Origin of the sequence: Candidatus Chlamydia sanziniae (genome assembly GCF_001653975.1) — a bacterium.
GTDB lineage: Bacteria > Chlamydiota > Chlamydiia > Chlamydiales > Chlamydiaceae > Chlamydia > Chlamydia sanziniae.
On sequence record NZ_CP014639.1, the window covers coordinates 1097996 to 1113133 of the forward strand.

Here is a 15138-nt window from a genome sequence, read left to right on the forward strand (position 1 = left end):
CCTAAAATTCCAATTAATTTGCTACGTTGTTGAACGTGTAGAAGCTTCAATTTTTCTCTCAATCACAATGCTTAAACGATTCTTAGATTCCCTTTGGAAAATTTGTCAAAAAAATAAATTTCAGCGCTTTACTCCCATAATAGATGCTATTGATACTTTTTGCTATGAACCTATTCATTCCCCTACCTCACCTCCCTTCATTCGAGATTCTGTAGATGTCAAGCGATGGATGATGCTTGTTGTCATTGCCCTTTTCCCTGCAACGTTCTTAGCAATATGGAACTCAGGACTCCAAGCCATCATCTACGGTTCAGGAAATGCTGCTCTTATGCAGAAATTTTTACACATTTCAGAATTTCGTAGTTATCTTTCCTTTGTTATCAATGATATCAAAGTGCTCTCCATCCTTAGGGAGGGCTGTAAAATCTTTTTTCCTCTTCTCCTTATCAGCTATGGCGTTGGAGGATTATGTGAAGTTCTCTTTGCAGTGATTCGCAAACATAAAATTGCTGAAGGACTTCTTGTTACAGGAATTCTTTATCCTCTTACGCTCCCACCTACAATACCTTATTGGATGGCAGCTTTAGGGATTGCCTTTGGTATTGTGATTAGCAAAGAGCTGTTTGGAGGAACGGGAATGAATATTCTCAATCCTGCCTTATCTGGAAGAGCTTTTCTTTTCTTTACCTTCCCTGCAAAAATGAGCGGTGATGTCTGGGTTGGGAAAAATCCTACGGTAATTCAAGAAAGTCTCATCAAGATGAATTCCGCTTCAGGAAAATCTTTGATCGACGGCTTTTCACAATCTACATGTTTACAAACACTAAACTCTACACCGCCTTCTGTAAAACGCATTCATGTAGATACCATTGCAGCACATATTCTTCACATGCCGCATGTCCCTACCGAAAATATAATCCAATCACAATTTTCTCTGTGGACAGAAGCTCACCCGGGTTGGGTTTTGGATAAACTTACACTACCTCAACTCCAAGACTTTGTCACTGCCCCCCTTGCTGAAGGTGGCTTAGGGCTTCTCCCCACACAATTTGATTCAGCATATGCCATCACAGATGTCATCCATGGTATTGGGAAATTTTCCACAGCCAATCTCTTTTGGGGGAATGTTCTAGGATCTCTTGGAGAAACTTCAACATGCGCTTGCTTACTCGGAGCTTTCTTTCTCATCCTCACAGGAATTGCCTCATGGAGAACCATGGTTGCCTTTGGCTTGGGTGCCTGGATCACAGCTTGGATGTTTAAATTCGTCAGTGTACTTATTTTAGGTAAGGGTGGGGCCTGGGCGCCCGCTCGCTTTTTTATCCCTGCCTATCGCCAGCTATTTCTTGGCGGTCTTGCCTTTGGTCTTGTCTTCATGGCTACGGATCCTATTTCTTCCCCTACAATGAAACTTGGCAAATGGATTTATGGGATGTTTATAGGGTTCATGACGATCTTAATTCGCCTGATCAATCCTGCGTATCCTGAAGGCGTCATGTTAGCAATTCTCCTTGGCAATGTCTTTGCCCCTCTTATCGATTATTTCGCTGTTAGAAAATACAGAAAAAGGAGAGCGTAGAGATATGTCTACAGGCTCTTCAAAAAGCCCTAGTCATCTAAACCAAACTTGGTATATCATCACCTTTATCCTAGGATTAAGTTTATTTGCCGGGCTCTTATTATCGACAGTATATTATTTGCTCTCTCCGATACAAGAACAAGCCGCTACTTTTGATCGTAACAAGCAAATGCTCTTGGCAGTCCATACTTTAGATTACCAAGGACATTTTCAGCTCTACGACAATAATGCTTGGGTGCCTGCTATTTATGACAAAGAGACTCAACTCTTGCAGTCCTATGAAGGCCGTTCTCCTGTAGTTTCTAGCCTAACTCTGGACCTTTATACCCAACGTTTTGTTCGTCCTTTATTAGCAGATAAACATGGAGCTATCTTCTCTTTTGAAGATAAACACAAGAACATTGTAGAGTTTATCAAAGAGTACCAAGAAAGTGGTTTTTACCACCAACCGCTTTTACTATTCTATGCTATTTTAGAAAACACAAACCGTGCTGCTATGATGTCAGCATCTGAAATTGCCAAAGATCCTTCTATGATCCAAGCCCTTGTCATTCCTATTTCAGGATTTGGTTTGTGGGGACCTATCTATGGCTACCTCGGGATTAAAAATGATGGAAATACGGTATTAGGAACTGCTTGGTATCAACAAGGGGAGACTCCAGGATTAGGAGCAAACATTGCAAATCCTGAATGGCAAGTGCAATTTTATGGGAAAAAAATCTTTGCTGCTGCTACCTCTGGGGTCACAGATTTTGCGATGGCTCCCCTGGGTCTTGAAGTTATTAAAGGTTCAGTACTCACAGCCTTTGGACATTCTCCCAAGGCACTTTCAGCTATTGATGGAATTTCAGGAGCTACCTTGACTTGTAATGGTGTGACTGATGCCTACATTCAATCTCTAGCTCCCTATCGCCAACTTTTGATAAGCTTTGCAAAGCTAAACAATTCAGGAAAAAAAGATGTCCATAAATAAAAAGTCTTATAAAAGTTATTTCCTGGAACCTTTATGGAACAATAACCAAATACTCATCGCTATTTTGGGAATCTGTTCCGCTCTTGCTGTAACTACAACGATGAATACCGCGATTACCATGGGTCTAGCTGTAAGTATTGTCACAGGGAGTTCTTCATTTTTTGTTTCTCTTTTACGTAAGGTCACTCCTGATAGTGTCAGGATGATTACGCAATTAATTATTATCAGTCTATTTGTTATTGTCATCGACCAATTTCTTAAAGCTTTCTTTTTTAATATTTCCAAAACTTTATCCGTATTTGTAGGTTTGATCATCACAAATTGTATTGTTATGGGCCGGACAGAAAGCTTAGCAAGACATGTTCCTCCTATTCCTGCATTTTTGGATGGCTTCGCTGCAGGATTAGGTTATGGCTGGGTACTTCTATTTACTAGTATATTGAGAGAATTCTTTGGATTTGGAACATTGCTAGGGTACCGTATTCTCCCTGAATCACTGTATGCCTCGGCAGCACATCCCGATGGCTACCAAAACTTAAGTCTCATGGTCTTAGCTCCCTCAGCGTTTTTTCTGCTTGGCATAATGATTTGGATCATAAACATTCTTGGTTCTAAGAACACAAAAGGGTAGCTCATGATGTGGTTAGGTTCTTATAATTGGCTCAATATTCTTGGTATTTTCCTTCAAGCGACCTTTATTCAAAATATCCTTCTGGCGAACTTTTTAGGAATGTGTAGTTACCTTGCCTGCTCTACTAGGGTTTCTACAGCAAATGGTTTGGGGATGTCTGTAGCTCTTGTTCTTACCCTAACCGGAAGTATCAATTGGTTTGTTCATGCGTTTATCACAGGTCCTAAGGCTCTTACTTGGCTCTCAACTTCTCTAGCCTCTGTGAACTTAGGATTTTTAGAACTCATTATTTTTATTGTTGTTATTGCTGCTTTCACACAAATCTTAGAACTTTTCTTAGAAAAAGTTTCCAGAAACCTTTACCTATCTTTAGGAATTTTTCTTCCCCTTATTGCTGTGAATTGTGCAATTCTAGGAGGTGTACTGTTCGGCATGACTCGAAATTATCCCTTCATCCCCATGATGATTTTTTCCTTAGGGGCAGGCTGTGGCTGGTGGCTTGCTATAGTCTTATTGGCGACGATTAAAGAAAAACTTACTTATTCTGATATTCCCAAAAACCTGCAAGGAATGGGAATTTCTTTTATTATCACCGGACTCATCGCCATGGCCTTTATGAGCCTTACAGGCATCGATATCTCCAAACCTACAACTACTACTCCACCTGTAGAAACAACAGTTACCCATAGTGTGCCAACTATTTTTTCTGACGAGAAGATCGTTTCGTAAAAAAAGAAATGCTTTGTAAGCCTTTGAAAAATAGAAATTAGAAAGGCACGACAGTGTGAATTTTTTATGATTCTGTAGTAGATAGAACTTGTTTTTGTTCGAGTACCTTACTAAGTATTAACGTTATGATTGAGACTAGTAAAATCGCAGTAGTTAAAGCAATGACACCATACATCATACAAAACACGCCTCCTGGAAATAAAATAATTACAGGAAACATTGATAACACAAATAAAGCAAGTAGAGTCAGCAAAACTACAAGAATTTCATGACAGATCCGAATATAATGAGGCGTTTTAGAAACGGAATACCTCTGGTGAGTCGAGGTATAGAACATAGAATCAGTTGTTTTAAATATCATTTTTACAATAAAGAAATATCTAAAATATTTTTGCTTTTTTGAAAGAAAAACCTAAAACATTTTTGCTTTTTTGAAAAATTTTTGTTTTCCCTAGAGAAATACCTAAAATATTCTTGCTTTCCTTTGTGTGAAGAATACGATAACGGTAATAAGTACAAAACAATAAAATCAAGATGAGACAACTTCCTATAATCCAAAAAATGAATTGCGTAGACACTGGTCCTATTATAAATAATCCACAAGCTATAATCCCAATAGCCAATGCACTCAGAATTATAATTACAAGGGAGAGGGTCTTCACACGAGGATTCTGAACGAACTTTGGTATATATTTTAAAAAAGTAGAAGAATCTACTGAAGCAGTGAGACGCATAATACAGATCTATAATTATAAACTATTTAATAAGAATTAAAAAGGTTTTAAAAATTAGAACTAAATCTAATCTTTTATTAAAAAGATTAAATACTGTAAATACAAAAGTTCATTCTTCACTAGAAGAAAATTGTGCAGTATCTAACTCTCCATCTAACCGCATAATAGCCAGCCACCCTTTCTCTTCGGGGGATTCATTAAGTTCTTTAGGATTTTCTGTTAATACTTGATTTACGTCTAGAATTTCTCCAGAAACAGGGCTTAAAACTTCAATAGCTGATTTTGAAGACTCTAGAATTCCCAAGACATCTCCTTTCTTACAGGAACTTCCTATTGAAGGCAAATCCACATGGAGTATCATTCCCAAATGAGTCTGCATTTTTTTCGTCAGCCCTAGACGTACTAAGCGATTGTGGATAGGTAAAATCCATACATGATAATCAGAATACCACATTATCCTACTCCTTGTCCAATGAAGCGTTCCATATAACTACCTACAACTTCCTCATTCAATCGATTTTTAGCAAAAAACAGCCTGTCTATACCCATAGGACAATCATTAACTGCATGTCCTAAACATCGGTAATAGTATGGACCTTCTTCCGAGTGTATTATCAGGCCAGAAAGCGCATCAATTTCCATAGCGAAGAGTTGATCAAATGGCTGAGGAAGATCACTATCTTCCCGTGTAAAGGTTCTCAAAGACTTTTCTAATCCCCAAAAGAACGTTCCTCCAGGATACGTTCCAGCTCTGTGCTCTTCCATTAATTTCCATAGACGCCTTTGCCACAGGGCGCTCCCTGTTTCTTTAGGATAACGAGCACGTAAAGCGTTAAGAATACGATCTGATTGCAATGCATTGCCATAAGCATTCACCAACTTTGATGCCAGACCTTTTTTTAGAACCTCGCGGTAAGAAAGAACCTCTTCACCGTCAAAGCAAGTTTCTACTTTGAATGTATAGTATCTTTCTTGATCTTGACTGTAACGTTCTATAATTTCATTTTCAAGCAGTACGTTTGCCAAAGCTTGACCATCTACAATCCCTTCAAGAATGCTATCCTTGCCTGGAGATAACAAAATCTCACGACTCTCTATAGAAGCAGATCTTAACGCCTCAGTAATTCTTTCAGGGTATGCTCTTAAAATCGCCTTGCGAGTAAACACAGAGATCTTATCTCTTAAGGAGGTCTTCAAACACTGAAAATCCTTAGGAGATTGGCAGGTTTCTGCGGCAGTAAACTCCTGAAGAATTTCCTGAAAATGTTCTGGATTTTGTTGCCAATGATCCACTTCCACTAGGGGAACTTTTGTCTCTAAGTCTTCCAAAGCTACTGTCTGATAACTTACTGCAAATCGTTTACCAATCAGCCGTGGTTCCTTAGCTTTTATTATTTTTATAGGTAAAAGCATGTAAGGAACATCCAAAGGATCTTTCAAAGGAGGAGCTACGAGATAGATATAGGTCTCAAAAGCAAGAAGATCCTGTTCTGTTTTAAAGCAGTATTCCTTGGGCAAGTTAACAAGCTCAACTTCTGTGGAATCTTTACCTCTATAGAAAAATTCACATAAAGGTTGATAATCAAAAGCTACACTTCCCTGCAGCAATAAAAATGCTCTCTTACAAAGAAGAATTTCCCGATACATTTTAAAAAATTCAGTCTCAGAAAGACCTAAAAATTGAAAATAAAAAGCAATAAACTGATTAAAGCTGAGTGAAAACTCCGAATACTTGCTTAACTTAGTAAATGCCCGTTTTGCCTTATCATAAAAATCATCTCGAGCTTCATTGAGTGAAGGAAGGACTAGAAAGCGTCTTTCTGCGTCAATAAAGCGGAGTAAAACTTCAACAGCAGCAGAAAGATAAGCATCTCCAAACCAATCTCGAACATTTCGATAACCAAATAAACGTAAATCTTTACCTCGACTTAAAGCACTATCTTCGGGAAGTGCGAACCTCTGTCTGCGATATTCTAACATCTGTCGCAGCACGTAATGGGGAAATTTTTTTTCTTCTAAGAACAGCTGCACTCTAAAAGCAAAACCCTCTGGAGATACAGGATTATCGATTTGCTGAAAACGATTTAAGATCTCTACAAGCCGAGGTACTGAAGATTTCCATACTTCTTCAGAAGAAATAAAGGGAGCGTCAAAACGACGATATGGCTGATAATTTTTTTCCTTAGCAAAGGCTGGAAAGCCTTGTGAGTAAACCCGAAAAAAGAGTTTTTCTCCTAATTTTGTTGTTAAAAAATGCTGGGTAAGCAATCCTTCATTTACAAAATTCCACTCTTTAGGGTTTCCTGTAAAAGGATAGGCCTCGTGCATGAGAAATTTCTTTATAGCAAGGACGTCTTTCTCTAAATATTTTTTACCCGATGCTGTAGTGAACACTACCCGACAAAATTCTATCTTTGAAGCATGCTCTCCACAGGAAAAACGTCCCCAACCAATTCCCACTCCCGAAACGCAAACAATAACAATTATGAAACCAATAAATTTTTTTTGATGCTTATAGAAGAACGCTAACAAAGCTCAACCTCTGTACAAACAGTAAAAGTGTAGTGTAAACGATAGTAAAGAAAAAAACCAAGTAGGATCCCACATAGAAAGGCGAGCACGTGGCAAGAAAGTGTTTGGAGTAAAGCATTTCCCTTTAAAGTGGGGAAGAAAAGATTAACCGGGCATCAAATTCCGTTGCAAATGGCCTACAGTGTAATGGACAGGATGAAAATACCAATCAAGAATTTCAGCATTTTCGACTTTTCGAGAAAGTGTTTTATCTTTTTCAAAAACTTTTTTTGCCTTTTGTGCGACTTCAGGAGACTCAATAACTAAAATACTTTCATAATCAAAGAGATCACTTTTCTTACCAAAATTGTAGCTGCCGATAACAAAAATTGCATCATCAACAATCATGCACTTTTTGTGAAGTTGCGTCTCTTTAACAGCAAATTCATAAATAGCAAGATTCGGATTGGATTGCTTTTTTAAGCACAGGAATTTCTGCCATAGAAAATAATAACTCCCGTAGCTTAAGGCAAAATAGTTTATGCGATTTCCCCATGCATAAATTGAAGTGAATAAGGGGCTAAGTTCATGACATCCATTAGTCAGTATATCCAACTGTATGTGTCGGGAAAAGGAGGCAGCAATTAAAGCCTCGATAAGCTCATCTTTTGGAATAAAATACATATTAGCAATCTGGATTGAAGATTGTGCATTACGAATTAATGTAAGATATTTCTCAGTTACGGGGTTGGGTGTGCCTTCATGAGGGCCTCCAAAGACGATTTTCACACGTGCAGAATCAACGAAAACAATATCCTTGTTTTCATCAAACTCAGGACAAAACATTTCATGAGCTTGCTCCCTAGTGAACCCGGGACAATCATCAGCAAAGTGTTCTGGATTATTTATAAACCACCAATGTTGAGCATAGTATTCCCACATTTTAAAATACTTATAAAATTCTTTCCGAAGTTGGCATCCTATGGTTACTGAACGGAAAGTGACATCTTGATCACGAAAAGCCAGAGGCCTTTGTACGCCACCGACATACAAACGTGATGTATCGACAATCTCAGGTTCGATATCTCCAGGAGTACACATAAAATCTTCAAAATTACTTCCCCCCATAATACAATATTTGCCATCGATGAGACAAAATTTCACATGCATTTCCATAACATTGGGATGCAAAACACTGTTTGATGGAGGACAACCTGTAAAGACATAAAAAAATCTCTGCGGATAGCGTTCCTGTGTTTTTTTAAGAATAAGTTGATCTTCTAAATTAATGAATGTAGGTTGGATGAGCATGTAAGCGCATAACGCAGGGGCGATGTCCATACGCCGACATAAATGGTCTAGGATTTCTTTTAGTAATCTCCCTCCTGCCATGCAAGGGCAGAGTTCCACATAATAGTTTGCGTGATCAATACAATGAAGGAGGTATTCAAAAGTTTCTAGGCCATTATCATGGACTAAAACAGCAACATGTTCTTCCTCAGAGGGAAAAGAGAGCACCTTAGCACAAGCAGGAATCTGTTCGAAGAGAAGCGAAGAAAAAATTCCCATTGCAATACAGCACAAGTTTATGCGGTTCATAGTTCCCCACAGCAAAATAATTGGATAAATGTTTCTTTAACATCTTTGCGAGCTTGTGAAAGTTCTTGCGGTATTGGTTCGATTCCTAGAGGGAAAAAAGCGTGCTTCTCGATTTCTTCCACTACTTCATCAACAACGGTCGGAAGCAAGAATTTTTGATAAAATTCTTTAGAACTCCCCGAAAGAAATAAAGACCCCTGATGAAGGAATCCTTGACGACTTTTACGTTGGGCAGCACCGCCCACTTTTTTTCCTTGTAAGAGAACATCATACTTTGAAGTTTTTGCCATACAAAAATTCCCAGACACCCTGAGTGAGGGAGCCTCATCTTGCTCGGCTAAACATCCATTTAAATGAAAAACTTGTTTTAGCACTTTAACTACTAAAGAATTTACCGTATGATAATTAGTTAAGACGGTGGAAGCGTATTGAGGATGGGTTGCAGACATAAGCAAAGAGAAAGCATAATCACTATGATGAAAGACAAATCCTCCTCCGCTGGGTCGGACTGCAGCATCTAATCCTTGGCTTTCAGCATTGGCAACTAAAAATTTTTCTTTGCGCATAAAATGCCCATAAGTCAGAGAAAAAGGACTTTCCCATTCGTATAGGTGCAAAATGACTTCATCCGCCTTAAGTTCGTCAAATAATTGGCGATCTTTTTTCATATGAGTTGCTGCTGAAGCTTTTCCTGAATCTATTATGCGCATTTCCATACAATGAATTTTAATGAAATCAAACCCAAACTATTTTAAAAGAAGTGCTCACTATTTTCTAAAGAAGTAGAATTACTGTACCATACTCTAGGGTTTGTGCAAAATATTCTTGTATTCTATGATAGAGATTTTGCTGATGTTTCCAGTCTACATCGAAGAGTTGCATCATTATCTTAAATTTCGTATATGCTTAAGGAAAGTTCTACCCCTGTCTTTTAGGTTTTTATGTTTGAGAAGTTTACTAACAGAGCGAAGCAAGTCATTAAATTGGCGAAAAAAGAAGCTCAGCGTTTAAATCATAATTACCTAGGCACTGAGCACATTCTCCTAGGCCTACTCAAACTTGGCCAAGGTGTAGCTGTCAATGTGTTACGTAATCTAGGGATTGATTTTGATACTGCAAGACAAGAAGTTGAGCGTTTAATTGGTTATGGCCCTGAAATCCAAGTTTATGGGGATCCTGCGCTTACGGGCAGAGTAAAAAAATCTTTTGAAGCTGCTAATGAAGAAGCTAGTATTTTAGAGCATAATTACGTAGGTACGGAACATTTGCTCTTAGGGATCTTACATCAAGCGGATGGGGTGGCACTGCAGATTTTAGAAAACCTTCATATTGACCCTAGAGAAGTTCGTAAAGAAATCCTCAAAGAATTAGAAACATTTAATCTTCAACTCCCCCCCTCTTCCTCTTCTTCTCGTAGCACTTCTTCCTCTTCAAAATCCTCTTTAGGTCATACGCTTGGCGTAGATAAAGGGGAGAAACTTTCTGCTTTAAAAGCCTATGGCTATGATTTAACAGAGATGTTTCGCGAGTCCAAACTCGATCCTGTAATTGGCCGTTCTGCAGAGGTCGAGCGGTTGATTTTGATTCTTTGCCGTCGTAGAAAAAATAATCCTGTACTTATTGGAGAAGCCGGTGTTGGGAAAACAGCGATTGTTGAGGGCCTTGCACAAAAGATTATCCTAAATGAAGTTCCTGATGCTTTGCGTAAAAAACGTTTGATCACCCTAGATCTTGCTCTGATGATCGCAGGAACTAAATATCGAGGTCAGTTTGAAGAACGTATTAAAGCAGTTATGGATGAGGTGCGTAAGCATGGAAACATCCTACTCTTTATTGACGAACTTCATACGATTGTAGGAGCAGGAGCTGCGGAAGGTGCTATTGATGCCTCCAACATCTTAAAACCTGCGTTAGCCCGTGGAGAAATCCAATGTATTGGCGCGACTACAATAGATGAGTATCGTAAGCATATAGAAAAAGATGCAGCTTTGGAACGTCGGTTCCAAAAAATTCTTGTTCAACCTCCGAGTGTTGATGAAACTATAGAGATCTTGCATGGTCTAAAAAAGAAATATGAAGAGCATCATAATGTTTTCATTACTGAAGAGGCTCTCAAAGCTGCAGCCACACTTTCAGATCAGTACGTACATGGACGTTTTCTCCCTGACAAAGCTATAGATCTTCTTGATGAAGCTGGAGCTCGCGTGCGAGTGAATACTATGGGCCAACCTTCAGAGCTTATGAAGTTAGAAGCAGATATTGAGAATACAAAGCTAGCAAAAGAACAAGCGATTAGTACTCAAGAGTATGAAAAAGCTGCGGGTTTACGTGATGAAGAGAAGAAGTTACGTGAGCGTCTTCAAAATATGAAGCAAGAATGGGAAAACCATAAAGAGGAACACCAAGTTCCTGTAGATGAAGAGGCTGTAGCTCAGGTTGTCTCGCTACAAACAGGAATCCCCTCAGCAAGGCTTACCGAAGCCGAAAGTGAAAAGCTTCTTAAACTAGAAGATACATTACGTCAAAAGATCATCGGTCAAAATGATGCGATTACTAGCATATGTCGCGCTATCCGTCGTTCACGTACAGGAATTAAGGATCCTAACCGTCCTACAGGTTCTTTTCTATTTCTTGGTCCTACAGGTGTGGGAAAGAGCTTACTTGCCCAGCAAATTGCTATAGAAATGTTTGGGGGTGAAGATGCCTTAATCCAAGTCGATATGTCTGAATATATGGAGAAGTTTGCTGCGACGAAAATGATGGGATCGCCTCCAGGTTATGTGGGTCATGAAGAAGGTGGTCATCTTACAGAACAAGTTCGTCGTCGTCCTTATTGTGTTGTTCTTTTTGATGAAATAGAGAAAGCTCATCCAGACATTATGGATTTGATGTTACAAATTTTAGAACAGGGACGGCTTACAGACTCTTTTGGCCGTAAGATAGACTTCCGTCATACTGTTATCATTATGACATCTAACTTAGGAGCCGATCTTATTAAAAAAAGTGGGGAAATTGGCTTTGGGTTAAGATCTCCAATGGATTACAAAGTAATACAAGAAAAAATTGCAAATGCCATGAAGAAGCATCTTAAGCCAGAATTTATCAATCGTCTGGATGAAAGTGTGATTTTTCGTCCTTTAGAGAAAGATTCTCTCTCTCAGATTATTCATTTGGAGATTAATAAGCTTGATTCCCGGTTAAAAAACTACCAGATGGCATTAAACATCCCTGATTCTGTAATTTCTTTCTTAGTCACCAAGGGCCATTCTCCAGAAATGGGAGCACGTCCCTTACGTCGGGTTATTGAACAGTATCTTGAAGATCCCCTAGCTGAGTTATTACTCAAAGAATCTTGCCGTCAGGAAGCGAGGAAACTCCGCGCTATATTAGTAGAAGACCGCGTGACTTTCGAAAGAGAAGAGACTTCTCTTCAAGAAGTAGAAGTGATTCTTCCTAAGCAAAGCGTGGAATCATAGGGACACTGATAATCCCACCGCCTAGACACTGCTCTCCTTGATAAAAAGCAATCACTTGTCCTGGAGTAATTGCCTTGACAGGTTGCGTGAAATGGACCAGAACTTTACGAGAAGAAGGGATACATTGAATTAGGCAGGCTTCATCCAGGGAGCGGTACCGCACTTTTGCTGTGCAGGAATATGCGACCTTAGGAGGGTCTATAAACCAATTCATATCTTCAGCTACAAGTTCTTGTTGGTAGAGTAGAGGGTGATCTTCACCACGAACAATATAGAGAATGTTTTTCTCCATATCCTTTCCCACAACATAGCAGGGTTTTTCAGATCCTCCGACTCTTAGTCCGCGCCGTTGCCCTATAGTGTAGTAATGTGCGCCTGAATGTGTTCCTATCACTTCTTGCCTATCCCAATCGACAATATCCCCGCTTGCGTTGGGAATAAACCGTTCGAGAAAATATTTAAAAGGACGCTTTCCTATAAAACAAATTCCTGTACTATCTTTTTTTGTTGCAGTAGCTAGACCTACCTGAGTTGCAATTGCACGCACCTGAGTCTTTGTCATCTCTCCCAAAGGAAACAACACATTAGCAAGAGCATTTCTAGATGTTCCTGAGAGAAAATAACTTTGGTCTTTATGACCATCACTACCACGAAATAAACAAGGTCCTTGACTATCGAAGCGTAGTCGGCAGTAATGACCAGTTGCTAAAAAATGGCCTCCCAGTTCTCTTACTTTTCTTTGCAATAGATCAAATTTGATTTCTCTGTTGCAAAGGACATCCGGGTTAGGAGTATAGCCTAAGGAATATTCCTTAAGAAAGCGGGAAAATACCTTTTCTCTGTACTCTTTAGCAAAAGATACCGTGTAGTAAGGAATGTCCAGCTGTACACATACCTTTTGAACATCTCCATAGTCTTCTGAGGAAGAGCAAGGGCCGTTGTCCATTTCCTCTTCCCAATTTTTCATAAACAATCCGACAACATTATAAGATGTGAAATGCTTGAGAAGATAGGCCACAACGGAGGAGTCTACTCCTCCAGACATTGCCACAATAACTGTTTGGTTCATCTTGATTTATAACATAATTGAAAAAAAATTAAGAATCCATACTAACGGGTCAATAAAATAAAAAAAAACCCTTTATTAAAATACCTTGTCAAATTATAGAATTACCCATTTAAGAACTTTAAGATAAGTTTTCCTATATTCTCATCTAAACTAGAATACAACGTAGAGCCACTGTAAGCTTAGTTTAAGAGCAACGCCTGTCTCTAGACTTGTAAGCCACAACTGCTTTCCATGAAAAAATCATATTAAACCATATGTCTACAGAACTATTTGGAAGAAAGTATTTGAGTAAAATTTCAATATTTACATTTATATAATTGTATAATATGGAAACAAAAGACTCTACTTATTCTATTTAAGAATTAAAAATATAATAGAAAACAACAAGGGTTTAAAGCCTCGCTGTTTATATCACCACATACTAAAAATAAGATTCTATGGGGTAGTTGCAGATCCACTACCCCCGCTAGGAATAGGAGTAGGAGTAGGAGTTGGGGCTGGAGTAGGCGAGCCATTTGAAGCATTGGAAATGACTACTGCTCCTACAATCATAGCAAGTACAGTAACTACCATAGTACATACGGATATACTTGTATGAGTTTTTCGCTTAGCAACACAAGAAGAACAAGGCCAATCGGTCTCTTCAGAATCGCAACGATACTGCTTAGCCTCAAGATAAGAAGCAATATTGGTGTTCCGCGTTGAAGATGCTGTTCGGTAAAAACCATTTGTGTTACTGCGTTCTGTTGTATTGTGAGCATTTTTTGGTGTTTGGCTAGAAGGAACTTTCTCCTCTACATAATCTAAGGACTCTTCCTGAGAAGCTACATCAGCTTCTTTAGAGAGAGAACGCTCTTCACGTCGTTTACAAGAAGACTTTTCTTCACGAACTTGAGGACATACACTACAGTTACGCTTTACTCGAATGGCTGCAGCTTTTTCCATGTCATAACGCAAGGTAGAAGTCACTTGTCTATCCCTGAGCAATTTATTTGTTTTTATACGGGGTTCGCGAGCTTCAAGAACTTCTCGTGCAGACTTTCTTGCACTCGTTTTTTGTCCTTTATGTTTTGCCAACTCTTGTGTAGGGCTCGGACGAACAACAAGTACGGGTAGAGCTGCACCTTTTGCTAACTCTTGTAATTCTACCTTTTCAGAACTTTGGGATATCTCAATATTATTCAATGCACCAGAAATTGTGTTTTTATCTTTTGAGACATCTTCAAAATTTTCACTTTTCACCATTTTCGCAGTCAATTTCTTAGCATTCATCGACGCTTGAATCTCAGAAGAGGACCCCTCAGGAGTTTGAACAATTTGTGTTTCAAAAGGTTCCGGACAAGAAACTTGAGACCGAGTAGCATAACGTTTCTTTACTGAAACTAAAGAATCTTCACGAAATATTTTCCTTAGCTTTGCTTTTTGATGAACATCACTTGAAAGTGCTCTTGAAGCTTTTCTAGAATTCTTACCTTTCACCATTTTCGCAGTCAATTTCTTAGCATTCATCGACGCTTGAATCTCAGAAGAGGACCCCTCAGGAGTTTGAACAATTTGTGTTTCAAAAGGTTCCGGACAAGAAACTTGAGACCGAGTAGCATAACGTTTCTTTACTGAAACTAAAGAACCTCCGCGAAACAAGCTACCCAGTTCTACTTTTTGATGAACATCACTTGAAAGTGCTCTTGAAGCTTTTCTAGAATTCTTACCTTTCACCATTTTCGCAGTCAATTTCTTAGCATTCATCGACGCTTGAATCTCAGAAGAGGACCCCTCAGGAGCTCGAACAATCTGTGTTTCAAAAGGTTCCGGACAAGAAACTTGAGACCGAGTAGCA

12 protein-coding genes are annotated in these 15138 nt (G+C 38.9%); 5 read left to right on the forward strand and 7 right to left on the reverse strand.

Annotated features, from left to right (window positions below; all coding sequences use genetic code 11):
- Positions 1-67: 67 nt before the first annotated feature.
- From Cs308_RS04820 to nqrE, 4 genes are read left to right on the forward strand one after another with little or no spacing between them, the layout of a single operon-like run.
- The gene (locus Cs308_RS04820) at positions 68-1579 is read left to right on the forward strand and encodes a Na(+)-transporting NADH-quinone reductase subunit B (RefSeq protein WP_066483238.1); all 1512 of its coding nucleotides are present in this window, start codon (positions 68-70) and stop codon (positions 1577-1579) included.
- Positions 1580-1583: 4 nt separating this feature from the next.
- Positions 1584-2552 carry an NADH:ubiquinone reductase (Na(+)-transporting) subunit C gene (gene nqrC / locus Cs308_RS04825; protein ID WP_066483503.1) on the forward strand — a complete coding sequence of 323 codons (969 nt, stop codon included), beginning with the start codon at positions 1584-1586 and terminating at the stop codon, positions 2550-2552.
- Positions 2539-3183 (forward strand): NADH:ubiquinone reductase (Na(+)-transporting) subunit D, encoded by a 645-nt coding sequence (gene nqrD / locus Cs308_RS04830; RefSeq protein WP_066483239.1) that lies wholly within the window; start codon positions 2539-2541, stop codon positions 3181-3183. The genes nqrC and nqrD overlap by 14 nt, the downstream gene beginning before the upstream one ends.
- A 6-nt stretch (positions 3184-3189) precedes the next feature.
- The gene (nqrE, locus tag Cs308_RS04835; protein ID WP_066483241.1) at positions 3190-3912 is read left to right on the forward strand and encodes an NADH:ubiquinone reductase (Na(+)-transporting) subunit E; all 723 of its coding nucleotides are present in this window, start codon (positions 3190-3192) and stop codon (positions 3910-3912) included.
- A 64-nt stretch (positions 3913-3976) separates the two neighbouring features.
- Here the strand turns inward: nqrE and Cs308_RS04840 are convergent, their stop codons facing one another.
- From Cs308_RS04840 to Cs308_RS04865, 5 genes are all read right to left on the reverse strand, one after another.
- A complete protein-coding gene (locus Cs308_RS04840) occupies positions 3977-4249 on the reverse strand; it encodes a hypothetical protein (RefSeq protein ID WP_156506740.1) in 273 nt (90 codons plus the stop codon).
- Positions 4250-4755: 506 nt separating this feature from the next.
- Positions 4756-5100 (reverse strand): glycine cleavage protein H-like protein, encoded by a 345-nt coding sequence (locus Cs308_RS04850; protein WP_066483253.1) that lies wholly within the window; start codon positions 5098-5100, stop codon positions 4756-4758.
- Positions 5100-7178 carry a hypothetical protein gene (locus Cs308_RS04855; RefSeq protein ID WP_066483272.1) on the reverse strand — a complete coding sequence of 693 codons (2079 nt, stop codon included), beginning with the start codon at positions 7176-7178 and terminating at the stop codon, positions 5100-5102. The genes Cs308_RS04850 and Cs308_RS04855 overlap by 1 nt, the downstream gene beginning before the upstream one ends.
- A 144-nt stretch (positions 7179-7322) precedes the next feature.
- A complete protein-coding gene (locus Cs308_RS04860; protein ID WP_082905021.1) occupies positions 7323-8756 on the reverse strand; it encodes a phospholipase D-like domain-containing protein in 1434 nt (477 codons plus the stop codon).
- Positions 8753-9472, reverse strand: coding sequence for a lipoyl protein ligase domain-containing protein (locus Cs308_RS04865; protein ID WP_066483275.1), 720 nt, complete (start codon positions 9470-9472; stop codon positions 8753-8755). The genes Cs308_RS04860 and Cs308_RS04865 overlap by 4 nt, the downstream gene beginning before the upstream one ends.
- Before the next feature lie 225 nt (positions 9473-9697).
- Between Cs308_RS04865 and Cs308_RS04870 the strand changes: the two genes are divergently transcribed.
- The gene (locus Cs308_RS04870) at positions 9698-12232 is read left to right on the forward strand and encodes an ATP-dependent Clp protease ATP-binding subunit (protein WP_066483279.1); all 2535 of its coding nucleotides are present in this window, start codon (positions 9698-9700) and stop codon (positions 12230-12232) included.
- Here Cs308_RS04870 and mnmA read toward each other — a convergent pair.
- Positions 12210-13301 (reverse strand): tRNA 2-thiouridine(34) synthase MnmA, encoded by a 1092-nt coding sequence (gene mnmA / locus Cs308_RS04875; protein WP_066483285.1) that lies wholly within the window; start codon positions 13299-13301, stop codon positions 12210-12212. The two genes, Cs308_RS04870 and mnmA, sit on opposite strands and share 23 nt — an antisense overlap.
- Before the next feature lie 435 nt (positions 13302-13736).
- Entirely contained in the window at positions 13737-15047 is a 1311-nt protein-coding gene (locus tag Cs308_RS04880) for a hypothetical protein (protein WP_156506741.1), read from the reverse strand.
- Positions 15048-15138 lie beyond the last annotated feature (91 nt).